The following is a 23,386-nucleotide window of genomic DNA, read 5'->3' as shown; positions in this document are numbered from 1 at the left end:
CGCGCGTCGCACCGAAGGCTCCCGAGAGGGCGGTCGAACTCCGTGGTGGAGCAGGGGCCTTTTTAATCGGTGCGTCCCACGTTCGGCACATGAGCGGCGCACTGGAGGACAAGCGCACCGCGACCCGCTTTCGCATCCTCGCCGAGATAGCCGACCGACAGCCGGCGGTGAGTCAGGGCGAAATCGCCGAGGCGGTCGGGGTGACGAGTCAGGCGGTCTCCGAGTACATCCGCGACCTCGTCGAAGACGGGCTCGTCGACAAGCAGGGCCGGTCGCGCTACCGCGTGACGAAAGAGGGCGTCGACTGGCTGTTTCAGGAGGCGCGCGCCCTCCAGCGGTTCGCCGAACACGTCACCGACGACGTGCTGGAGAGCGTCAACGAGGACGCCGCAATCGTCACCGACGACGTGGCGGCCGGCGACACGGTGACGCTGTCGCTCCGAGACGGCCTGCTCCACGCCACGCCCGGCGACGACGGGCCGGCCATCGGCGTCGCCACCACCGACGCCGAGGCGGGCGACGCGGCCAGCGTCACCGGCTTCGAGGGCGTCATCGAGATGGAACCCGGCTCGGTCCGCGTCCTGCAGGTGCCGCCGGCTCGGGTCGCCGAGGACGACGCGGTCGATTCGGGCTCGCTCGCGGCGGCGTGCGACGACGCCGACATCGTCGTCGCCGCGGGCGTCGAGGCCGTCGTCGCCTGCCGCCGCGCGGACGTCGACGTGCGGACGTGGTTCGCGCCGGGCGAGGTCGCCGCCGACGCCGCGGCCCGCGGCCTCGACGCCGCGGTCGTCGCCAGCACGGACGCCGCCGGGCGCGTGACCGACGCGCTCCGCGACGCGGGCGTGCTGTTCGAAGTGACGGAGCCGTAGCTCCGCGTCGGGTTCGATTTTTCTCGCAGTCGGATTCTCAGCCCTCGGCGTGGTCTCGCGCCATCGTGTACGCCTCCCGTAGCTCGCGGAACCGCTCTCGGTCCCCGCCGTGGTCGGGGTGCACGTCTTTCACCCGCGCTCGGTAGGCGTCCTGAACGGCCTCAGAGGAGGCGTTCGCGGGGAGGTCGAGGCGGTCGAAGGCGGCCGACACGGGGTCGTCGAGGTCGGCCAGTTCGGGTTCGATGTCCGGCACGTCGAAGGGGAGGCGGCGGCCGAGTTGGCCGCCGGGCATCTCGTGTTCGCAGAGGACGGCGTAGACGCCCGCGCGTTCGAGGCGGAAGAACGCCTGCGCGTCGAACGTGATGGCGACGCCGCGGTCGGGGAGGAAGAACGCCACGGTCTCGCCGCGGACCGGGCGGTCCTCGACGAACCGCTCGTCGATGGCGGTGAGGTAGTCGCGGATTTCGACGCGGCGGCGGCCCGTCCCGTCGACGCGTGGGCCGCGGGAGACCTCCCGATCCGGAAACACGCGACTGCCGACGACGAAGACGCCGGCGACGACGACGGAGGCGACCGCGCCCGCCGCGAGGCCGACGACGAGCCACGGCGGGAGCAGAAAGACCCACTCCGGAAGCACGCTAGGAGTCACGTGACGAGCGATTATGAACCCCTCGCTGCCCGTAGCGATTTGCCGCGGGAGGGCCTACGGTCGGTATGCGACCGATTCGCTTCGAGGAGGCCGACAGCGCGGAGCGCACCCAGATCGGCGAGGGACTGACGCGGCCGGCCGTCGCCGCCGGGCGACTGGAGACGGGCCGCGCGGAGGGGAAGTACTTCCTGCGGCACGACGACGGCTGTGCGGTCTGCGGGAGGCCGGTCGAAGCCGGGTCGCCGTTCTACCTCGACCCCGACGCCGGCGACGTCCTGTGCGAGGAACACGGCCGGGAACGCCGAGAGGGCTGAGAGCGGCCGTCTCCCCGCTGACGCCGCAATTTCATACTCGGCTTCGAGTGAGTTTTCATTCATACTTGTTTCGTTCGCAAACTTCTTTATCGGGGTGCGGGACCATACGAACATCACATGGCTGTAGTCTGGCTGGACGACGTACGGGCTGACGACCTCGACCTGGTCGGCGGGAAAGGCGCGTCGCTGGGCGAACTAACCGGTGCGGGGCTTCCCGTCCCGCCGGGATTCGTCGTGACGGCGAGCACGTACCGCGCGTTCATCGAGGACGCGGGCATCGACGACGAGCTGTTCGCCGCGGTCGAGGTCGACCACGAGGACTCCGCGGCGCTGCAGGCGGCCCACGAGGCGGCCCACGACCTCATCATGGAAACGCCGATGCCGGACGACGTTCGGGAGGAGATTCTCGACGCTTACCGGAGCGTCGGCGAGGGCGACGCCTTCGTCGCAGTCCGGTCGTCCGCGACGGCCGAGGACCTGCCGGACGCCTCCTTCGCGGGCCAACAGGAGACGTTCCTCAACGTCACCGAGGAGGACCTCCTCGACCGCGTCAAGGAGTGTTGGGCCTCGCTGTTCTCCGAGCGCGCCATCTACTACCGCAACCGCAAGGGCTTCCCCCACGACAAGGTCGACATCGCGGTGGTCGTCCAGCAGATGGTCGACGCCGAGAAGTCCGGCGTGATGTTCACTCGCCACCCCTCGACCGGGAAGAAGGAGATTATCATCGAGGCGGCGTGGGGGCTCGGCGAGGCCGTCGTCTCCGGCACCGTCTCGCCCGACAACTACGTCGTCAGCCGCGAGACCGGCGAGGTCGAGACGGCGACCATCGCGGACAAGAAGACGATGTGCGTCCGCGACGAGGAAAGCGGCGAGACCGTCATGCGCGACGTGCCGAACGACCGACGCCACGAGCGCGTCCTCACCGACGACGAGGTGTCGCGCCTCCTCGAACTCGGCGAACTGGTCGAAGACCACTACGAGAAGCCCCAGGACGTGGAGTGGGCCGTCTACGACGGCGAGGTGTACATGCTCCAGTCGCGCCCGATTACGACCATCGCCGAGGGCGACGACGGCGAGGAAGGCGAAAGCGACAGCGGCGGGAGTTCGCGGGCGACCGCGACCGGCGACGACGTGCTCATCCGCGGCCTCGGCGCGAGCCCCGGCATCGCCTCCGGCCGCGCCCGCATCGTCACCAAACTCGACCACCTCGACCAGGTCGCCGAGGGCGACATCATCGTCACCGAGATGACCATGCCGGACATGGTGCCCGCGATGAAGCGCGCCGCCGGCATCGTCACCGACGAGGGCGGCATGACCTCCCACGCGGCCATCGTCTCCCGCGAACTCGGCGTGCCCGCGGTCGTCGGCACCGGCGACGGGACGAAGACGCTCGAAGACGGCGAGATTATCACCATCGACGGCGACAAGGGGACCATCCGCGAGGGCGAGGAACCCGAGGAGAAACAGCGCCAGCCCGTCGAGGAGGCCCGCCCCAAGACGCCCGTCAAGCCGATGACCGCGACCGAGGTCAAGGTCAACGTCTCCATCCCCGAGGCGGGCGAGCGCGCCGCCGCCACGGGCGCGGACGGCGTCGGCCTGCTCCGCATCGAACACATGGTGCTCACGCTCGGCAAGACGCCCGAGCGGTTCATCGAGCAGAACGGCGAGCGCGCCTACGTCGACGAAATCGTCTCGGGCGTCCGCGAGGTCGCAGAGGAGTTCTACCCGCGGCCGGTGCGCGTCCGCACCCTCGACGCGCCGACCGACGAGTTCCGACAGCTCGAAGGCGGCGAGAACGAGCCGCGCGAGCACAACCCGATGCTCGGCTACCGCGGCATCCGCCGCGGCCTCGACAACCCGAGCGTGTTCCGCCTCGAACTGCAGGCGTTCCGCCGCCTGTTCGACATGGGCTACGACAACCTCGAAGTCATGTTCCCGCTCGTCAACGACGCCGAGGACGTGCTCCGGGCGAAAGAGCACATGCGCGAGGCCGGCATCGACCCCGAAAAGCGCGAGTGGGGCGTCATGATAGAGACGCCCGCGGCGGCGCTCTGCATCGAGGAACTCGCCGACGCCGGCATCGACTTCGCCTCGTTCGGCACGAACGACCTGACGCAGTACACCCTCGCGGTGGACCGCAACAACGAGCACGTCGCCGACATCTACGACGAGCTGCACCCGGCGGTGCTCAAGCTCATCGGCGACACCATCGAGACGTGCCGCGAGGTCGGCGTGAAGACGAGCATCTGCGGGCAGGCCGGCTCGAAGCCCAAGATGGTCCAGTTCCTCGTCGACAAGGGCGTCAGCTCCATCTCGGCCAACATCGACGCCGTCCGCGACGTGCAACACGAGGTCAAGCGCGTCGAACAGCGGCTCCTCCTCGACTCGGTCCGCTGAGGCCAGCCGACGTCGAATCACACGACACACCGGTTTTCACGGGTTCGGCCTCGTGTAGCCGCGTTGCCACCTGTCTTTTTCTCTGCGGCTCACGTATCTTCACGGTGAGAGGCCCTGAAAGACATGTCCACCGCTGTCGATTCCCCCTCCACCACTCAGCCGAACGTAACCGACCGCCTTCGCGCCGTCGTCGTCGCCGTCGTCATCGTCGCCGCCGCCATCGTCCTCGGCGTCGTTCTCACGTTCGCGTTGTTCATCCCGCTGCTCGCGGTGAACGTCGCCATCGATCCGGCGGGGTCGACGTTCCTCATCCTCGCGCTGATACCGTCACAACTCGCCTTCGCGGCCGTCGGTATCCTCGTCGCAATCGGTGTCCTCGACGGTGTCCCGGTTCGTCTACCGACGCGAACAGACCTCAGATGGGTGGCTCTCGGCCTCGTCGGGAGCTTCGCCGCCGTCGCACTGCTCGTCCTCGCATCGACCGTCGTCGACCTCACCCCGGTCCAGTCGGTAGTCGGTGAGGCCGCCGTCGTCGACCCAGAGGTTCTCGTCGCACTCGCGCTTCTCTCTATCCTCGTCATCGCACCCGCCGAAGAGCTGCTGTTCCGCGGTGCCGTTCAGGGCCGCTTGCGCAAGACGTTCGGCCCACTCGGAGCGGTCGTTCTCGCCAGCGCCATCTTCGCGTCGCTCCACGCGTTCAACTTCGTCGGCGGCGGCGTCGTCGTTCTCGTCCCACTTACGGCGTTGTTTCTCGTCGGGTCGGTGTTCGGCTACATCTACGAGCGAACGGAGAACCTCGCAGTTCCCATCGCCGTCCACGGACTGTACAACGCGACACTGTTCCTCTCGTCGTTCGTTCTTGGGTGAGAAACCAGCAGACTACGGCGGTATTCACGCTTGAGATACGCTGTCGTACTGGAGCGGAACCGATATACTGGGTGTGGGTATAATGGGATGCATGCAGCGCGCGGCACCGCAGGAGTTCGACCGCGTCCTCTCTTCGATGTGCACCCGACCGCACCCGGCCGCCCGGAAGGCCGCGGAGCGGTTCCTTGCCACCAACCCCGGCGACCCGGCGACCTATCAGGCCGTCGCCGCCCTCGAAGAAGACGCACTCTCGTACCTCGGCGATATCACCGGCCTCTCGGCCCCCCACGGCTACGTGACGAGCGGCGGGACCGAGGCCAACATCCAGGCCATTCGCGCCGCGCGAAACCACGCCCGCGACGACGACCCGAACGTCGTCGCCCCCGAGAGCATCCACTTCAGCTTCCAGAAGGCCGCCGACGTGCTCGACGTGGAGCTCCGAATCGTCCCCGTCGACGACGACTACCGCGCGAACGTCGCGGCGGTCCGCGAGGCCGTCGACGACCACACCGTCCTCGTCGCCGGCGTCGCCGGCACGACCGAGTTCGGCCGCGTCGACCCGATTCCCGAGTTGACTGCGGTCGCCCACGACGCCGGCGCGCTGATGCACGTCGACGCCGCGTGGGGCGGCTTCGTCCTCCCCTTCACCGACCACGAGTGGTCGTTCGCCCACGCCCCGGTCGACTCGATGACCATCGACCCCCACAAGTACGGGCAGGCGGTCGTCCCCGCCGGCGGCCTGCTGTTCCGCGACAAGTCGGTCGTCGACTCGCTGGCGGTCGACACGCCGTACCTCGAATCCGCGTCGCAGGCGAGCCTCACCGGGACCAGAAGCGGCGCGGGCGTCGCCTCGGCGGCCGCCGCGATGCGCGAGCTCTGGCCCGACGGCTACCGCGACGCCTACGAGCGCCAGCAGGCGAACGCCGACTGGCTCTACGACGAACTCCGTGCCCGCGGCTACGACGCCGTCGAGCCCGAACTCCCGCTCGTCGCCGCGAGCGTCCCCGACGGGGAGTTCGAGTCGCTCCGCGACCTCGGTTGGCGCATCTCGCGGACCGCGAGCGGCGAACTCCGCATCGTCTGCATGCCGCACGTCTCCCGCGAGTCGCTCCGGGCGTTCCTCTCGGACCTCGACGACCTCCGGTCGGGGCCGGCCCGCAACTGAGCCGGTCCGAACCTGAAAACTTACAACCGACTGGCTTCGACCCTCTCGTGTGTCCCTCACCGCGTTCGCATCGCTCGCCGACTTGACCCTCGGGCTGTACCCCGACTTCTCGTGGCTCTCGTCGCTCGTCGAGACGGCCACGGGCTGGGTCGGGTTAGTCATCATCTTCGTCTACTCGTTTCTCATCGCCTTCGCCCTCCCCGGCGTGAGCGAAATCGTTCTCGCCGCGCCGCTCGACCTCGGGCTCCCCTACGGCGCGAAACTCGCGGTCATCATCCTCGTCAGCGGCGCGGGCAAGGCCGCCGGGAGCGTCTTCGCGTTCTATATCGGCCGCCAGACGACGGAGTCGGGCTACGTCGAACGGGCGCTCGAACGGTTGCCCGTCGACGTAATGGGCTGGACCGAGCGCACGGCCGTCCAAATCGCACAGAACTGGGGCTTCGCCGGGCTCGCGGCCGCGCTCTGCGTGCCGGGCTTTCCCGACACGCTCTCGATTTACGCGTTTTCGGTCCTCGAAGACGACTACCTCAGGTTCGCCGCCGCGACGTTCGTCGGCTCCTGCGGCCGCCTCGTCGTGACGGTCATCGGCGTCGGAGCGATTGCGGCGTTCCTCTGAGACTCCCGCGACGTCGTCGAACTCGACGGGACCGCCCGCATCGACGTCACGGCGCTGTTCGGCGGCGCGAAACTCTCCGTCCCGCGGGACTGGAACGTCCGACTGGACGTGTTACCGGTCTTCGGGGCGGCGGAAGACGAACGACCGCGGCGCGAACTCGAACACGAAACCGTCGACCTCGTCGTGAGCGGCGTTTCGGCCTTCGGCGGCGTCTCCATCAAAGACTGAGCGTCGGAGGCGCGTCTTTTATATTCGTCCTCGACCTCCTTCCCGATGTGACCGCGACGGGTCTCCCCGACAACATGCGTATGCGCGCTCCCTTTTAGCCGCGGGTGGACCCGCCTCCGACCGTCGCCTCGGTACCGTGAGACGGCGGTCGGACCCGGCGAACCTCGGGGCAGCATCGCACCGCCAGCCGGACGCATCCGAAGCGGCGGGCTTTAGGCCCGCTTCCGAGATACACGACACATATGAGTCACGAGGACTTCCCCACGGAGAAGCCAGCAGTGGTGACGTGTGGACTGCCGTACGCGAACGGCGACCTCCACATCGGCCACCTCAGAACGTACGTCGGCGGCGACATCTACAGTCGCTCGCTGCGAACACTCGGCCAAAAGACGGCCTTCGTCAGCGGGTCTGACATGCACGGCACGCCCGTCGCCGTCAACGCCGAGAAGGAGGGCGTCACGCCCGAGGAGTTCGCGCTCCGCCACCACGAGAAGTACGAGGCGACGTTCCCCCGCTTCAACATCGAGTTCGACAACTACGGCCACACCCACGACGAGACGAACACCGAACTGACACAGGAAATCGTCCGCACGCTCGAAGCCGAGGGCTACGTCTACGAGAAGGAGATTCCGGTCGCCTACGACCCCGACGCGGACCAGTGGCTCCCCGACCGCTTCGTCGAGGGCGCGTGTCCGTACTGCGGCGCGCACGCCCGCGGCGACGAGTGCGACGAGGGCTGCGGCCGCCACCTCGAACCCGGCGAAATCGAAGCCCCGACCTCGACGCTCACCGGCAACCCCGCGGAGTACCGCGAGCGCAAACACAAGTTCTTCGCGGTCTCCGACCTCCAAGACTACCTCCAGGAGTTCATCGACCGCCTCGAAGGCACCTCGAACGCCCGGAACCAGCCCCGCGAGTGGATCGAGGGCGAACTGCAGGACTGGTGTATCACCCGCGACATGGACTGGGGCATCGACTACCCCGGGGAGGAGGGCGACGACCTCGTGCTGTACGTCTGGGTCGACGCGCCCATCGAGTACGTCTCCTCGACCAAGCAGTACACCGAACGCGTCGGTGCCGATACCTTCGACTGGGAGGCCGCGTGGAAGGACGCGGGCGTCTCCGAATCCGACGCGGGTTCGGAGGCTCGCCGGACGGAGTCCGGCGGTGACATCGTCCACATCATCGGCCGCGACATCATCCAGCACCACACCGTCTTCTGGCCGGCGATGCTCCGCGGCGCGGGCTACGTCGAGCCCCGGGCGGTCATGGCCTCCGGCTTCATCACGCTCAACGGCAAGGGCTTTTCCACCTCGCGCAACCGCGCCGTCTGGGCCGACGAGTACCTCGACGAGGGCTTCCACCCCGACCTGCTGCGGTACTACCTCGCCACCAACGGCGGCTTCCAGCAGGACGTGGACTTCTCGTGGTCGAAGTTCAGAGACCGCGTGAACAGCGAACTCGTCGGCACGGTCGGCAACTTCCTCTACCGGTCGATGCTCTTCGCGTACCGCAACTTCGAGGGGACGCCGGACGCGGCGGTGTCCGAGGAAGTCGAAACCCGCATCGAGGAGGCCATCGACGAGTTCGAAGCCGGCATCAACGACTACTCGGTCCGGAAGTCCGGCAACGCCGCCGTCCGCCTCGCGCAGTTCGGCAACGAGTACATCCAGCGCAACGAGCCGTGGAAGCTCACCGACGAGGACCCCGAGGCCGCGGCGCAGGTCATCCGCGACTGCGTCCAGATTGCGAAGGCCATCGCCGTGCTGTTCTTCCCGGTCGCGCCGGGCAAGATGCAGGCGCTCTGGGAACAGCTCGGCGAGGACGGCTCCGTGACCGACACCGGCGTCGACGACGCCTTCGAGGCCCCGCCGGCGACCTTCGGCGAGCCCGAGGCGCTGTTCGAGAAGATCGAAGCCGAGCGCGTCGAGGAGCTCAACGAGAAGCTCGAAGCGCGCGTGGCCGAGACGGAATCCGAAAGCGACGAGTCCGACGAGGACGCGGAGGAGAACATGGACGCTGACACCGACTCCGATATCGACTTCGAACCCATCGCCGACGACCGCATCAGCTTCGAGGACTTCCAGGACCTCGACCTGCGCGTGGGCGAAATCGTCGCCGCCGAGGGCATCGACGGCGCGGACAAACTCGCCAAGCTCACCGTCGACATCGGCGTCGAAGAGCGCCAGATCGTCGCCGGCATCAAACAGCTCCACGACCTCGACTCGCTTTCCGGGTCGAAGGTCATCATCGTCGCCAACCTCGAACAGGCCGAACTGTTCGGCGTCGAGTCCGACGGGATGCTGTTGGCCGCGGGCGACGAGGCCGACCTCCTGACGACCCACGGCGACGCCGTCCCCGGCACGAAAGTCCAGTAACCGACCGCCCGCGAGGCGACGTTTCGACGCGCCGCTTTCTCCGACGCCGCCCCGTGCCAGACGCGGACCACAGCGCCTAACTGCGCCGACTCCCGAGCGTCGCCCATGCGAATCGGAAGACGGGAAGCGGTCGGAATCGTCGTCGCGCTCGCGGTGCTCGCGGGCGTCGTCGCCGCGGTGACGGGCGGCGGCGCGGGCACGCTGACCGTCGAGCGCGTGGACGAACTCCCGCGGGGACAGGGCGCGGTCGCCTTCGGCAACCTCGACCCCGACCAGCGCGAGACGTTCGAGGAAGCCGTCTCGACCGGCGAACCGGCGGCGCTACCGAACGAGGCGGCGCGAAACGAGTTCGTCGACCCCGGCTACGTCCGGTACGACGGCGGTGTCTACCGGACGACCGTCTCCTCCTGAGCAGACGTTCGGCGCTCGAATCCCGCGCCGAGACCGGAGCCGATTTGAACCATGACGCTGGAGCGCCGGCTATGCGAGTCAGCGTGTTGCTCGCCGCGGCGCTCGTCCTCTCGACGGGCTGTCTCGGCGGCGGAAGCGGGACGGCGAGGCTGAGCGTCACCCGAGTCGACGACCTCCCGCAGGGCGAGGGAGCCGTCTCGTATCAGAACCTCGCGCCTGACCAACAGTCGGCGTTCCGGCAGGCGCTCGGGAACGAGACCGTGACGCTCCGGAAGGGAACGGACAGAAACGAGTTCCGAGAGCCCGGCTACGTCAGATACGACGGAGAAATTTACCAAACGACCATTATAGTTGCGTGATGCCGACCGACCGGTCAGTTCGGTGGGCGAACTATAGAGAGTACGTATGCGAACCCGTTACTCGGCACCGAGTTCATCATCGGGCTTTTTTATCAGTCACTCGTAGGCGATGCCATGAGAAACGCAAAAATCGTCTGCACCCTCGGTCCCGCGTCCTTCGACCGGGAGACGATTCGCGGGCTCGCCGACGCCGGCATGAGCGTCGCCCGGATGAACGCGAGCCACGGCAACGTCGAACACCGGTCCGACGTCATCGACAGCATCCGCGCCGTCGACGACGCGACCGACGAACCGCTCGCGGCCATGCTCGACCTGCAGGGCCCCGAAGTGCGAACCGCCGAAATCGACGAGGACATCTACCTCGAAACCGGGAGCGAGGTCCGCTTCTACGAGGGCGACGACGCCACCCCCGAGGCCGTCGGCCTGTCGTACTCCATCACCGCCGCCGAGGCCGGCGACACCATCCTCCTCGACGACGGCCGCATCGAGGCCACCGTCGAGTACGTCGAGGACGACGCGGTCCACGCGACCATCGTCTCCGGCGGGAAGCTCAGTTCGCGCAAGGGCGTGAACGTCCCCGGCGTCGACCTCGACATCGACCTCATCACCGACTCCGACTACGAGAACCTGAAGCTCGCCGCGGAGAAGGAAGTCGACTACGTCGCCGCCTCGTTCATCCGCGACGCGGAGGACGTCTACACCATCAGCGACACCCTCGAAACCCTCGGCGCGGAGATCCCCATCATCGCCAAAATCGAGCGCGCCGGCGCGGTCGAGAACCTCGACGAAATCATCCAGGCGGCCCACGGCGTGATGGTCGCCCGCGGCGACCTCGGCGTCGAGTGCCCCCTCGAAGAGGTGCCCATCATCCAGAAGCGCACCATCCGCAAAGCGCAGGCCGCGGGCGCGCCGGTCATCACCGCGACCGAGATGCTCGACTCGATGGTCCGCTCGCGCCGCCCGACCCGCGCGGAGGCGTCCGACGTCGCCAACGCCGTCCTCGACGGCACCGACGCCGTGATGCTCTCGGGTGAGACCGCCGTCGGCGACCACCCCGTCCGCGTCGTCGAGACGATGTCCCGTATCGTCGAGGAGGTCGAAGCCAGCCCCGAGTACGACGAGAGCCAAGAACAGCGCGTCCCGACCGCCGACGAGGGCTCCCGCACGGAGGCGCTGGCCCGCTCGGCGCGCTACCTCGCCCGCGACGTGAACGCCGCGGCCGTCGTCGCCGTCTCCGAGTCCGGCTACACCGCCCGGAAGACCGCGAAGTTCCGCCCCGGCGTCCCCGTCGTCGCCGTCACGCCGAACGACCGGACGCGCCGCCAACTCGCCGTCTCGTGGGGCGTCTCGGCGCAGTATGCCGACTACAGCCCGAGCGTCGAGGGCGTCATGGACGACGCGGTCACCGCCGCGCTCGACGCCGGCGTCGCGGAGTCCGGCGACACCATCGTCGTCCTCTCCGGCATGATGACGGAGCTCGAAGGGACGAACACGACGAACATGCTCAAGGTCCACGTCGCCGCCGAGCCCGTCGCCACGGGCCGGAAAATCGTCGGCGGCCGCGTCGCCGGTCCCCTCTACCGCACCGAGGACGGCGACCTCACGGACGTCCCCGAGGGCGCGATTCTCGCGCTGTCGGCCGAGTTCGACGGCGAGTTCAACGGCGACGCCGACAAGCTCGCCGGCATCGTCGACGCCCGCGCGGGCATGACCGGCTACCCCGCGCTCGTCGCGCGCGAGCTCGACATCCCGATGGTGTCGGGCGCGCCGCTTCCGAAGACCATCGCGCAGGGCGCGACCGTCACGCTCCACGCCGAGCGCGGCATCGTCTACGAGGGCGACGTCATCAACCACGACCGCGACAGCCGGTAGGAGTGCGGTAGCCCTTTCCCGACGCGACGCCTACGCACGAATCGATGTCCCGCGCACCCTCTCCCGAGGCCGACGACGACCGCGACGCTGACGGCGACGGCGAGTGGCGCTTCGGCGTCGACGACGTCGGTCCCGACGGCATCATCGACGACGAACCCGAGGTCGAACAGCTCCCCATCGAGCCGGAGTCGCCGCGGGCCGAAAACGTCGCGTTCGTCCTGCTCGGCGTCCTTCTCGCGGTCGGACTCATCGTCGTCACCGTGTTCCCGGGCGCGTTCTGAGCGACCCGCCGGACGCCGACCGCGACCTGTTTCGAGCGCCGAGTTCGGCCGCCGTCTCGTCTCCGACTTTCCGTTTTGATAATCGGGACTGTTGATTTATGTGACCCCGAGGGAAACCACCGCCAACCACCCGACCGGGACGGACGGAATGAACTGCAAAGCGCACCCTCCGCGTCGGTCGCCGCGCCGACTCTCCTCGCGGCGCTCCGGACTCCGACGCCGACGGTCCCGAACCGGGACGGACGCGGCCGCGGCGACGACCCCCCTCCCAGTCGTCGCGCGGCCGCCGGAGCCGGCCGCCGCCGGGACGAACACCGAGACGACAAGATGACACACGACCGACGACGCGGACACGACCGACGACCCGCCCCAACCGAGCCGGAGGGACGCGAACAGTGACGAGACTCGTCGAACTCGACCCGGCGAAGTTCGTCCGGTTCCTCGCGGACCTCTGGACCCAGCGCAACTGGCAGACGAACGTCCAGCCCCGCGGCGAGGGGAGATACCTCGTACAGGGCCAGCGCGGCGACGGCACGAAGGGGCTCATGCTCGCGCTCCCGACCGTCGAGACGACGGTCGAGAAACAGCACGTCAAGGGCTTCGTCGCGCACGCGAAAAAGCGCGATATCGACACCGTCGTCGTCGCCACGCAGGGCGAGTTCGCCGACGCGGTCCGCGGGTTCGCCACGAGCCACGACGTGACGCTGTTCGACCGCGACGAACTCGGCCGGACCGTCGCCGACGAGGGCCTCGAACAGACCGTCAAGCAGTACACCGACGGCGAGGTGTTCGAGACGGCGGAAGTCGAGTTCGGCCTGCCGTTCGACCTGCCCGAACCGGTGGAAGAGGCGCTCGCGTCGCTCCCGATAGCCGCCGCGCGCGAACGACTCGCCGGACTCCTCGGTGACCGCGGCGGCGACAGCGGTGGTGACGGCGACGGCGGAGGCGGAAGTAGCGGTGACGGTGACGGCGGAAGCGGCGGCTGGAAATCCGTCGGGAACACCCTCCGCGACAGACTGCCGTCGTCGGTCGACGACCTGAAATCGGGGTCGCCGCCGAGCGTCCGCGTCGTCGTCGTCGCCGTCCTGTTGCTCGTGCTCGCGCTCGGCTTCGTCGCCGTGCTCGGCCCGATGGTTGACGGTCTCGGCGGACCGACCGGCGGCGGCGGAGACGAAGGCGGCGTCTCCGTCTCCGCCCTCTCGGGTGCGAGCGCCGACTCCGCCGACGTGGTCGCCCGGTGGAACGCCCGGACCGCCGACACGCTTCGGGTGGGCAACCGAACGTACGCCGCGCCGGAGGGAGAGCGGTTCGTCGTCGTCGGACTCAACGCCACGGCCGGAGGCGACGCGCCGGGGTCGCTCCCGCAGTCGGCGCTCGTGTTCGAGTCCGACGGCGTCAGCTACGGCTACCAACCGCTGTCGAACGCGACCGGCTTCCGCAACGGCGGGCTGTTCGCCCCCGACGAGCGCGCGCACGTCTGGACCGTCTTCTCCGTGCCGACGAACGCGACCACCGGGACCGTCTTCGTCCGGCCGACGAACGAGGACTCCGTGGCGTTCGTCCACGACCGGTCGGTCTCGACCGACCCGAACGGCGAGGACTGAGCGGGGAGCGGCCGCTCCCGTTGGACCCGCGCCGCGTTCGACCCTCAATCCTTAATCGGGCGACGGCCCTAGAGCCGGTATGGCATACCCGCCGCTCCCGTTACAGACCGGTCTCGTCAGTCCCGAGACGCTCCCGCTGTTGCTCGTGCTCGCGGGGCTCGGCCTGTCGCTCGCGGAGGCTATCGCCCCCGGCGCGCACTTCGTCGTCCTCGGCGTCGCCCTCCTCGCGGCGGGGCTGGTCGGCCTCTTTATCGCGCCGCTCGCGGGCCCGATAGCACTCGGCCTGCTCGTGTTGGTCTTCGGCGCGCTCGCGCTCTACGGCTACCGGGAGCTCGACATCTACGGCGGCAAGGGAGAGGGGAAGACGAGCGACTCGGACGCGCTGACGGGGAAGATGGGGCGCGTCACGGAGCGCGTCACGCCGACCAGCGGCGAGGTCAAACTCGACGAGGGCGGGTTCAACCCCTACTACGCCGCCCGGTCGGTCCACGGCGAGTTGGAGGTCGGAAGCGAGGTCGTCGTCGTCGACCCCGGCGGCGGCAACGTCGTGACCGTCGAGGGCGTCGGCCCCGGCGAGGACGAAATCGACCGCGAACTCGCCCGCGAGCGGGCGCGACGACGCGAGGAGTCCGCGGAGCGAGACGAAGAACTCGAACGCGAGGGCACGGAAGGCGTCTGACCGAGGCCGCGACGCCGCGGTCGGCCCGAACCGCGTCGACCCGAACCGCCGTTGGCCGCCCCGTCACCCCCGAAACCGTCCGACGTGACGGCCGAACCACACGAATACTTATCATTCTGCCAACCCAAGGCGGGCTTATGGACCTACTTGCCCTCCAGGCGGGGCTGGGTATCGGAGGCGTCGTCGCCGGCCTCCTCGTGCTCGTCCTCGCCATCGTGACGGTGTATCAGATGGTCGAAATCGTGGACGCCTACGAGAAGAAGGCGCTCACGGTGTTCGGGGAGTTCCGCCGGCTCCTCGAACCGGGTATCAACTTCATCCCGCCGTTCGTCTCTCGGACCTACGCGTTCGATATGCGGACCCAGACGCTCGACGTGCCCCGGCAGGAAGCCATCACGCGCGACAACTCGCCGGTCACGGCCGACGCGGTCGTCTACATCAAGGTGATGGACGCGAAGAAGGCGTTCCTCGAAGTCGACGACTACAAGCGCGCCGTCTCCAACCTCGCCCAGACGACGCTCCGGGCCGTCCTCGGCGACATGGAGCTCGACGACACGCTCAACAAGCGCCAGGAGATCAACGCCCGCATCCGCAAGGAACTCGACGAACCGACCGACGAGTGGGGCGTCCGCGTGGAGTCCGTCGAGGTCCGCGAGGTCAACCCCAGCGCCGACGTCCAGCAGGCGATGGAACAGCAGACCTCCGCCGAGCGCCGCCGCCGCGCCATGATTCTCGAAGCGCAGGGTGAGCGCCGCTCCGCCGTCGAACAGGCCGAGGGTGAAAAGCAGTCGAACATCATCCGCGCGCAGGGCGAAAAGCAGTCGCAGATCCTCGAAGCGCAGGGTGACGCCATCTCGACGGTTCTCCGCGCGAAGTCCGCCGAGTCGATGGGCGAACGCGCCATCATCGACAAGGGGATGGAGACGCTCGAACGCATCGGACAGGGCGAGTCGACGACGTTCGTCCTCCCGCAGGAGCTCACGTCGCTCGTGGGTCGCTACGGCAAACAGCTCACCGGCTCCGACGTACAGGACATGGAAGGCCTCTCCAGCAAGCAGTTCGACGAGGAGACCCGCGAGCTCATCGGCCTCGACGACATCGAGGAGATTCTCGGACAGATAGACGAGGCCGCGGAGATGAACGTCGAACAGCTCGAACAGGAGGCGGAGGCCATCAAGGCCGGCGCGGAGGTCAACGACATCAAGTCGCCCGACGAGGTCATCGCCGAGGCCGACGAGAACGAGACCCCCATCAAGTCGTCCGACGAGGTCGTCGCGGAAAGCGAGGGCGCGGACGCCGCGGCCGACGAGTCGGCGGACGCGACCTCCGCGGGCAACGGCCAACCGGCCGCCGACGCCGGCGACGAGGACGACGGCGACGACGAAAGCGAGATGTCCTTCGAGAAGGACCTCGAATAGTCGCGTCGGCGGACCGTCCCGGATTCGGACGGTTGTAAATGCCGAAGCCCTTTTCTTCGCGCCGTCTCGTATGTGGGTGTAGATGTCGAACCGCCGGGTAGACGAAGACAAGCGCGCGACCCTCCGTCGATTCGCCGCGCTCGGGGCCGCCACGCCGCTCGTGGGCCTCGGGGGCGGCGACGACGGCGACGACGACTCGTCCGGGTCGAGCGACGCGCGGGACGCCATCGTCGGCTACGTCGCGTCGACGCCCGGCGCGCACTTCTCGAAGGTCCGCGACGACCTCCAGTTGGGAACCGGTGAGACGCAGTACCACCTCCGGAACCTCGTCGACGACGACACCCTCGAAGTCCGCCGCGACGGCGACTACAAGCGGTTTTTCCCCGCGAGTCGGTTCTCGGAGTTCGAGCAGGTCGCCCTCGGCTACCTGCGCCGCGACACGCCGCGCGGGATGCTCGTCCACCTGCTCCGCGACCCCGACGCGACGGGGAGCGAACTCGCCGACCGACTGGGCGTCTCCCGGGCGACGGTGAGCACCTACGCGAAGGAACTCGACGCCGTGGGTCTCCTCTCCCGGGAGGACGGCTACGCGGTCCGCAACCCCGAGACGCTCATCACGCTCCTGATTCGCTACGCCGACTCGTTCGGCTCCGACGCCGCGGCGTTCGCCGACGACGCGGCCGAACTCATCCGCTTCGACCCCTGACCGGGGCGGGAGTCGGTGACGGCGCTTCTCCGTCGGTTCGGAACACTCAGCGGCGGCGCTGAGACGCGAGAAAACCCAAAAAAGTGGGGTGGAACGACGTGGAGTGGGAGACGACGGCGTTCCGGGCGGGGTGGCGCGAGGGAGGACGCGCCGGAGTGGCCGAGGTGGCCGAGATGCACGCCGAGGAGGGCGTGCGGCGGGGCCGGAGTGAAGCGTCAGCGGGGGGTTCAGACGGTCACCTTCCACGTCGTGCCGGAGGAGTAGCCCCACTTCTCGACGGTCACGTCGAAGTCGCCGTCGAGGATGGGGCGCATGTTCGCGCCGACCTCCTTCGCCGAGAGGTCGAGGTCGTCGGCGATGAGGCGGGACTTGAAGTACGTCTTCGCGCCGGCGTTCGAGCGGAGGTAGTCGAGGATGCGGCGCTGTTTCTCCGAGAGGCTGGGTCTGGCGTCGAGGGCGTCACCCTCGACCGCGGTCGCGGAGGCGGTCGTGCTCATACCTACACAGAGAGACGAGACGCCTATCAGGGGTTTGGTACGGGAGCTTAACACGGCGCTGTCTTGCGATTTTCACCGAAAATAGGGCGTCGGGACGCCCCCACCGAGCCGTCGCAGGTACAGTCGCCTAACACCCGGACGTTCCGAACTGTCCGTCTCACGGACCGTACTTGTTCCAAGACAGAAAATTCATACGCGGATAGCGGCCATACGACGACAATGGGTCGCCCGACAGAACGACGCCCGGCCGCCGCGACCGCGGCCGGCGTCGAAGTGAGCGTCGTCCTCCCCGCCTACAACGAGGCGCGGACCATCGAAAACACGGTCCGCGTCACCGTCGAGACGCTCGAATCGTTCCTCCCCGCCGACGCCTTCGAAGTCATCGTGGCCGAAGACGGCTGCGACGACGAGACGCCGGTGATAGCCGACCGGTTGGCCGCCGAGGACGACCGGATTCGCCACTACCACAGCGACGAGCGCCTCGGCCGCGGCGGCGCGCTCGAACGCGCCTTCGAGGCCGCCGACGGCGACACGCTCGTCTACTTCGACACGGACCTCGCCACGGACATGCGCCACCTCGAAGAGCTGGTCGAGCGCGTCCGCTCCGGCGAGTACGACGCCGCCACCGGGTCGCGCTGGATGCCCGACCGCGTCGCCGACCGCCCGCGGAAACGCGGCGTGCCGAGCCGCGCCTACAACGGGCTGGTCCGGCTGTTCCTCCGCTCTGACCTCCGTGACCACCAGTGCGGCTTCAAGGCGTTCAGCCGCGAGACGTTCGAGGTGCTCCGCGACGACGTGGAGGACAACCACTGGTTTTGGGACACGGAGATGCTCGTCCGCGCCCAGCGCGCGGGCTTGCGGGTCGCCGAGTTCCCCGTCGACTGGGAGCCGAAAGGCGACACGAAAGTCGACCTCGTCCGCGACGTCCTCGGGATGGGGAGCCAGATTCTCCGGACGTGGTGGCAACTGTCGGTCCGGCCGCGCATCACCCGCCGGGTGACCATCGTCGCCGGGTTGCTTCTGACCGTCTTCGCGCTCGCGCTGATGACGCTGTACATCGACCCCTCGGAGGTCATCGCGGTGCTCGGCGACGCCGACCCCGTCCTCGTCGCGGCCGCCGCGATTATCTACGTCGTCTCGTGGCCGCTCCGGGGGATTCGCTACCGCGACATCCTCGGCGAGCTCGGCTACCGCGAGACGGCGGGCTTCCTCACGGGGGCGATATTCATCAGTCAGACCGGGAACCTCGTGTTCCCCGCCCGCGCGGGCGACGCCGTGCGCGCCTACGTCGTGAAGGCGCGGCGGAACATCCCGTACCCCTCGGGCTTCGCGTCGCTCGCGGTCGAGCGCGTCTTCGACCTGCTCACCATCGCGGGGCTCGCGGGCGTCGTCCTCGTCGGCCTCGCCGCGACCGGCGGCCTCGACGACATCGCCACCGTACTGGCGACCGGCGTCAGCGGCGGCTCGGTCGACGTGTCCGCCGACGACGTGCGCACCGTCGCCTACGTCGCCACCGGCGTCGGCGTCGTCGCCATCCTCGGCGTCCTCGGCATCGCGCTGTCGGCCCGCGCGGACCGGAACGTCGTCCGGGCGTTCGTCGGCCGGTTCTCGTCCGACTCCTACGTCGACCTCGTCGCGGGCGTCATCGAGCAGTTCGTCTCCGACCTGCAGGCGGTCGCCGGCAACCGCGCCGCCTTCGGCCGCGTCGGCCTGACGAGCCTCGCCATCTGGACCGTCGACGTGGTGACCGCGGTCGTCGTCCTGCTCGCGCTCGGCGTCGACATCGACCCCGTCGTCCTCGTCGGCGTCTCGTTTTTCGCCGTGAGCGTCGGCAACCTCGCGAAGGTGCTTCCCCTCTCGCCCGGCGGCGTCGGCCTCTACGAAATCGCCTTCACGGTGTTCATGGCCGCGCTCGCGCCGGTCACGCCCGCGGCCGCGCTCGCCGCCGCGGTCCTCGACCACGCCGTGAAAAACGCCGTCACCGTCGTCGGCGGCGTCGCCTCGATGCTGTCGCTCAACGTCTCGCTGACGACCGCGGTCGAAGAAAGCGCGGACGTGCGCGACCGCGAGCGCGAACTCGCCGAGTCGGAGTAACGGGAGTCAGTACAGCTCACACCGGAACGGCGCGAACGCGCCCGTCACGGCCGATTCGAGCGCGTCGGTGCGGGTGAGTCGACCGCCGGTGAACACGCCCGCAGCGCCCTCGTTTTTCGCGATGTCGTCGGTGCCGAGCACGTCGTCCATCACCGGCCCGAGTTCTTCGCCCGCGTCGATTCGGTCCGCGATGCGGGCGGGAAGCGGGAGGCTCGGCCCCGCCGCGCGACCGACGCGCTCGCCGTCGGTCACGGCCGCCCACATCACGAGGTACAGGTCGGTCTCGTCTGTGCCGTCGCCGGCCGAGAAGGTCGCCACGCCGCCTTCGATGCCGACGCCGAGGTCGTAGTCGCCGGCGTCGAGCGCCCGCTCCGCGCGGGTGACCGCGCCCGCGATGGTCTCGTCGTGGCCCGTCGGCTGTTCGGAGACGCCGGAGTCGACGGCGACCGCCGCCACGGAGGCGTCGGGGCAGGTTCGTTCGACCGCGCGCCGCTTCACCGGGTTGCCGCTTCCGACCGCGATGTCCATGTCGGAAGCGCGTCGCCCGGTTATTTCCCTTCGTCGGATTCGGTCGCGGTCGCGGTTGCGGTCGTGGTTGCGGCCGCGGGCTCCCACGGCTCTGGGAGGTCGGCGTCGGGGTGCAACAGCCGCGCGAGTCGGTCGACGCCGGAGACGACGGCCGGACTCGGCTGATTGAGAAGCGAGTCGTCGACGGCGTGGACCGCCGCGTCGAGGTTCCACCCGCGGGCCGCGAACGCCTCGGGGTCGCCGCGCTCGCCCTTCCCGCAGGGGTGGAGCATCACGTGGTCGGGGTCGGCGGCCGCGACGGTCTCGGGGTCGACTTCGGCGGAGCGCTCGCCGGGCGCGACGAACGGGGCGGTGCCGCCGGCGGCGCGGACGAGGTCGGGGACCCAGTTGCCCGCGGCCATCGGCGGGTCTGCCCACTCCTCGCAGTAGACGGTCGGCCGGTCGCGGCCGGCGACCGCGTCGGCGACGCGGTCGAGGTGGTCGCGGCAGTCCTCGGCGAGCGTCGCCCCCGCGCCGGCGTCGCCCGCGGCGTCGCAGACGACGGGGAACGACTCGAACACCTCGTCGAGCGTCGCGGGCGCGACGTGGACCACGCCGTAGCCGCGGTCGCGGGCCGCCGCCGCGACGTCCGACTGGAGGTCGTCGCAGGTGCAGACGGCGTCGGCGTCGAGTTCGTCGACCCGGTCGAAATCGGGGTTCAGCCAGCCGCCGACGGCCGGCTTGTCGGTCGACGAGTGGACGGTCGCCCCGACGACGTGGGCGTCGAGACCGGCGGCGGTGAGAATCGCTGTCGCGCTCGGCGCGAGCGAGACGACGCGGGGATTCGCGGCCATGGGTAGTCGTGGCAACGTCCCGTCGAGAAAAGTATGTGTCGCGTCGGCGGTCGCCGGCGAATCGTCGACGAATGCCGATGCGTCCCCGAATCCATCACGAACCTCAATCACTCGTGCGACGGCCTCGCACGGGGGAACGCCGCCGCTCGCCGAAAGCGATACCAAACCATTTATGCGGTCGTCTGCGGTTGCTGGTGTTACGGACAGCATCCGGGTTCTAGCCGCCTCTAACCACCCATTCCCGGAGCACCCGCCGTCGTATCCATGAGTGAACGAATCTGGACCCGAAACCCCGGCGCACAGGAGCAGGAACGAAACACGCAGAACGGCCGACAGGAGGCCGAGGAACAGGAAGAGACGAAGGGCGACACGCTGCAGTGTCCCGAGTGCGGCGGTCACGTCGTCACCGACGACGAACACGGCGAGACCGTCTGTAACGACTGCGGCCTCGTCGTGACGGCCGACTCCGTCGACCGCGGCCCCGAGTGGCGCGCGTTCGACGCCCGCGAGAAAGACGAGAAGTCCCGCGTCGGCGCGCCGACGACCAACACGATGCACGACAAGGGGCTGTCGACCAACATCGACTGGCGCGACCGCGACGCGTACGGCAACTCTCTCGGCGCGCGCCAGCGCCAGAAGATGCAGCGGCTCCGCAAGTGGAACGAGCGGTTCCGCACCCGCGACTCCAAGGAGCGCAACCTCAAGCAGGCGCTCGGCGAAATCGACCGCATGGCCTCCGCGCTCGGCCTGCCCGAGAACGTCCGCGAGACCGCGTCGGTCATCTACCGCCGCGCGCTCGACGACGACCTCCTGCCGGGTCGTTCCATCGAGGGCGTCGCCACGTCGTGTACCTACGCCGCCGCCCGCATGGCCGGCGTCCCCCGCTCGCTCGACGAAATCGCGGAGGTCTCGCGCGTCGAGAAGAGCGAGGTCGCCCGCACCTACCGCTACATCGCGCGCGAACTCTCGCTGGAGGTCAAGCCCGCCGACCCCGAGCAGTACGTCCCGCGGTTCGCCAGCGAACTCGGCCTCTCCGACGAGTCGAAGATGCGCGCGCGCCAGCTCCTGAAGAACGCCAAGGAGAAGGGCGTCCACTCGGGTAAGTCGCCGGTCGGCCTCGCCGCCGCCGCCGTCTACGCCGCCGCCCTCCTCACCAACGAGAAGACGACGCAGGCCGCCGTCAGCGACGTGGCCGACATCTCCGAGGTCACCATCCGCAACCGGTATCACGAACTCCTCGAAGCCGAGGAGAACCTCGGCCTCGTCTGAGGACCGATTCGGACGCCCGCGCCGGACGACGGTTCGACCCGGACGAAACGACTCGATTTTCGGTTATTCGCCCGCGAGCGGCCGCGCTCGACGCGATGCGCCCCCCGAGACCAACACCGTGCGGACCGGCGACGCCGCGGTGACCGTCCCCGAGCGAGGCGAAGGGTTTTGTTTCGGGGCGAACACGTCCGTACGATGCGCACGACGCACGCCCTCGCGGTGGGCGACGCCGCCGACACCGGACTCGCCGACGAGAGCGTGAACCTCGTCGTCACGTCGCCGCCCTACCCCATGATAGAGATGTGGGACGACCTCTTCTCGGCGCGCGACGACGCCGTCGACGCGGCGCTCGACGCGGGCGACGGGGACGCCGCCTTCGAGGCGATGCACGAACAGCTCGACGCCGTCTGGGACGAGGTGGCCCGCGTGCTCGCGCCCGGCGGGATGGCCTGCGTGAACGTCGGCGACGCGACCCGGAGCCTCGACGGGTCGTTCCGCCAGTACGCCAACCACGCCCGCGTGCTCACCGCGCTCGCCGAGCGCGGGCTGACGCCGCTCCCCGACGCCATCTGGCGCAAGCCGACGAACAGCCTGACGAAGTTCATGGGGTCGGGGACGCTCCCGCCGAACGCCTACGTCACGCTCGAACACGAGTACGTGCTGGTGGTCCGGAAGGGCGACCCGCGGTCGTTCCCGCCGGGCGACGACCGGCGCTACGAGAGCGCCTTCTTCTGGGAAGAGCGCAACCGCTGGTTCTCCGACCTCTGGGAGTTCGGCGGGACCGACCAGCGCCTCGATTCGGGGACCAGAGAGCGCTCGGCGGCGTTCCCCGTCGAACTGCCGCTGCGCCTGATTCGGATGTACTCCGTCTACGGCGACACCGTCTTCGACCCCTTCGTCGGCACCGGGACCACGACGCTGGCGGCCATGCTCGCCGGCCGGGACTCCGTCGGCTACGACCTCGACGCCGACCTCGTCTCGGGGGTCGAACGCCGACTCGACGACCTCCCAGAACGCTCGCGCGCGGAGGTCGAACGCCGACTGGACGCACACAGAGAGTTCGTCGCCGACCGCGACGACCGCCCGGGTCACGACGCCGAACACTACGACTTCCCGGTCGTGACGAAACAGGAGCGTCGCATCCGCCTGTATCGCGTGTCGTCGGTCGAGGCGTCGGCCGACGGGGCGGACCGCGAGTTCGTCGTCGAACACGAGCCGTTCGACGGGCCAGAGGCGGTCGAGGCGTCGGAGCGGCCCGACCGCTCGGAAGACGCGGCGACGACCGACTGAGTTCGGAACGGTCGAATTCGCGCCCCTCAGACGCAAGCAGACGGGCTTCGGTACTGGTTGGT

The 23,386-nt window shown here is 69.1% G+C and carries 22 protein-coding genes; 18 read left to right on the top strand and 4 right to left on the bottom strand.

Features of this window, described 5'->3' with window-relative positions; translation table 11 throughout:
* The first annotated feature begins 89 nt into the window (after nucleotides 1-89).
* A complete protein-coding gene (locus FY251_RS01070) occupies nucleotides 90-869 on the top strand; it encodes a MarR family transcriptional regulator (RefSeq protein WP_148413080.1) in 780 nt (259 codons plus the stop codon).
* 37 nt (nucleotides 870-906) lie between these two features.
* On the opposite strand, the gene FY251_RS01065 is transcribed toward FY251_RS01070, so the two are convergent.
* The gene (locus FY251_RS01065) at nucleotides 907-1,506 is read right to left on the bottom strand and encodes a J domain-containing protein (RefSeq protein WP_148413079.1); all 600 of its coding nucleotides are present in this window, start codon (nucleotides 1,504-1,506) and stop codon (nucleotides 907-909) included.
* A gap of 77 nt (nucleotides 1,507-1,583) precedes the next feature.
* Between FY251_RS01065 and FY251_RS01060 the strand changes: the two genes are divergently transcribed.
* The 14 genes from FY251_RS01060 to FY251_RS00985 all read left to right on the top strand — a co-directional run bounded on the left by FY251_RS01060 (nucleotide 1,584) and on the right by FY251_RS00985 (nucleotide 16,813).
* Entirely contained in the window at nucleotides 1,584-1,832 is a 249-nt protein-coding gene (locus FY251_RS01060; RefSeq protein ID WP_148413078.1) for a hypothetical protein, read from the top strand.
* 117 nt (nucleotides 1,833-1,949) lie between these two features.
* Nucleotides 1,950-4,229: a phosphoenolpyruvate synthase gene (gene ppsA / locus FY251_RS01055; protein ID WP_148413077.1), complete on the top strand. Its 2,280-nt coding sequence runs from the start codon at nucleotides 1,950-1,952 to the stop codon at nucleotides 4,227-4,229.
* A 123-nt stretch (nucleotides 4,230-4,352) separates the two neighbouring features.
* Complete coding sequence (locus FY251_RS01050) at nucleotides 4,353-5,096, top strand: CPBP family intramembrane glutamic endopeptidase (protein ID WP_148413076.1); 744 nt, start codon at nucleotides 4,353-4,355, stop codon at nucleotides 5,094-5,096.
* 91 nt (nucleotides 5,097-5,187) lie between these two features.
* On the top strand, nucleotides 5,188-6,261 hold the full coding sequence (gene mfnA, locus FY251_RS01045; RefSeq protein WP_148413075.1) for a tyrosine decarboxylase MfnA: 1,074 nt from the start codon (nucleotides 5,188-5,190) through the stop codon (nucleotides 6,259-6,261).
* Nucleotides 6,262-6,310: 49 nt separating this feature from the next.
* Nucleotides 6,311-6,877, top strand: coding sequence for a YqaA family protein (locus FY251_RS01040; protein WP_148413074.1), 567 nt, complete (start codon nucleotides 6,311-6,313; stop codon nucleotides 6,875-6,877).
* A 470-nt stretch (nucleotides 6,878-7,347) separates the two neighbouring features.
* Complete coding sequence (metG, locus tag FY251_RS01030) at nucleotides 7,348-9,483, top strand: methionine--tRNA ligase (RefSeq protein ID WP_148413073.1); 2,136 nt, start codon at nucleotides 7,348-7,350, stop codon at nucleotides 9,481-9,483.
* Between the two features lie 105 nt (nucleotides 9,484-9,588).
* Nucleotides 9,589-9,894 (top strand): hypothetical protein, encoded by a 306-nt coding sequence (locus FY251_RS01025; protein WP_148413072.1) that lies wholly within the window; start codon nucleotides 9,589-9,591, stop codon nucleotides 9,892-9,894.
* A gap of 71 nt (nucleotides 9,895-9,965) precedes the next feature.
* Nucleotides 9,966-10,253 carry a hypothetical protein gene (locus FY251_RS01020; RefSeq protein ID WP_148413071.1) on the top strand — a complete coding sequence of 96 codons (288 nt, stop codon included), beginning with the start codon at nucleotides 9,966-9,968 and terminating at the stop codon, nucleotides 10,251-10,253.
* A gap of 114 nt (nucleotides 10,254-10,367) precedes the next feature.
* Nucleotides 10,368-12,125 carry a pyruvate kinase gene (gene pyk / locus FY251_RS01015; protein ID WP_148413070.1) on the top strand — a complete coding sequence of 586 codons (1,758 nt, stop codon included), beginning with the start codon at nucleotides 10,368-10,370 and terminating at the stop codon, nucleotides 12,123-12,125.
* 44 nt (nucleotides 12,126-12,169) lie between these two features.
* Nucleotides 12,170-12,406, top strand: a complete 237-nt coding sequence (locus tag FY251_RS01010; RefSeq protein WP_089778925.1) for a hypothetical protein — start codon at nucleotides 12,170-12,172, stop codon at nucleotides 12,404-12,406.
* Between the two features lie 395 nt (nucleotides 12,407-12,801).
* A complete protein-coding gene (locus FY251_RS01000) occupies nucleotides 12,802-14,010 on the top strand; it encodes a restriction endonuclease (protein WP_148413068.1) in 1,209 nt (402 codons plus the stop codon).
* A 79-nt stretch (nucleotides 14,011-14,089) separates the two neighbouring features.
* On the top strand, nucleotides 14,090-14,689 hold the full coding sequence (locus FY251_RS00995) for an NfeD family protein (RefSeq protein WP_148413067.1): 600 nt from the start codon (nucleotides 14,090-14,092) through the stop codon (nucleotides 14,687-14,689).
* Between the two features lie 137 nt (nucleotides 14,690-14,826).
* On the top strand, nucleotides 14,827-16,107 hold the full coding sequence (locus FY251_RS00990) for an SPFH domain-containing protein (RefSeq protein WP_148413066.1): 1,281 nt from the start codon (nucleotides 14,827-14,829) through the stop codon (nucleotides 16,105-16,107).
* A gap of 82 nt (nucleotides 16,108-16,189) precedes the next feature.
* Nucleotides 16,190-16,813, top strand: a complete 624-nt coding sequence (locus tag FY251_RS00985) for a MarR family transcriptional regulator (RefSeq protein WP_148413065.1) — start codon at nucleotides 16,190-16,192, stop codon at nucleotides 16,811-16,813.
* A gap of 227 nt (nucleotides 16,814-17,040) precedes the next feature.
* Here the strand turns inward: FY251_RS00985 and FY251_RS00980 are convergent, their stop codons facing one another.
* Nucleotides 17,041-17,310, bottom strand: a complete 270-nt coding sequence (locus FY251_RS00980) for a hypothetical protein (RefSeq protein WP_148413064.1) — start codon at nucleotides 17,308-17,310, stop codon at nucleotides 17,041-17,043.
* A gap of 219 nt (nucleotides 17,311-17,529) precedes the next feature.
* Between FY251_RS00980 and aglD the strand changes: the two genes are divergently transcribed.
* Complete coding sequence (gene aglD / locus FY251_RS00975; protein WP_148413063.1) at nucleotides 17,530-19,404, top strand: flippase domain-containing glycosyltransferase AglD; 1,875 nt, start codon at nucleotides 17,530-17,532, stop codon at nucleotides 19,402-19,404.
* Nucleotides 19,405-19,410: 6 nt separating this feature from the next.
* On the opposite strand, the gene yjjX is transcribed toward aglD, so the two are convergent.
* Nucleotides 19,411-19,932 (bottom strand): inosine/xanthosine triphosphatase, encoded by a 522-nt coding sequence (gene yjjX, locus FY251_RS00970; RefSeq protein ID WP_089778939.1) that lies wholly within the window; start codon nucleotides 19,930-19,932, stop codon nucleotides 19,411-19,413.
* 20 nt (nucleotides 19,933-19,952) lie between these two features.
* Nucleotides 19,953-20,765, bottom strand: a complete 813-nt coding sequence (locus FY251_RS00965) for a helical backbone metal receptor (RefSeq protein ID WP_148413062.1) — start codon at nucleotides 20,763-20,765, stop codon at nucleotides 19,953-19,955.
* A 264-nt stretch (nucleotides 20,766-21,029) separates the two neighbouring features.
* Between FY251_RS00965 and FY251_RS00960 the strand changes: the two genes are divergently transcribed.
* Entirely contained in the window at nucleotides 21,030-22,034 is a 1,005-nt protein-coding gene (locus FY251_RS00960) for a transcription initiation factor IIB family protein (RefSeq protein WP_187367311.1), read from the top strand.
* A 195-nt stretch (nucleotides 22,035-22,229) separates the two neighbouring features.
* Nucleotides 22,230-23,324, top strand: coding sequence for a site-specific DNA-methyltransferase (locus FY251_RS00955; protein ID WP_148413061.1), 1,095 nt, complete (start codon nucleotides 22,230-22,232; stop codon nucleotides 23,322-23,324).
* Nucleotides 23,325-23,386 lie beyond the last annotated feature (62 nt).

Source organism: Haloferax sp. KTX1 (assembly GCF_902410085.1).
GTDB lineage: Archaea > Halobacteriota > Halobacteria > Halobacteriales > Haloferacaceae > Haloferax > Haloferax massiliensis.
The sequence above is the reverse complement of the archived record's forward strand: the minus strand, read 5'-3'. Positions and strand labels throughout refer to the sequence as shown.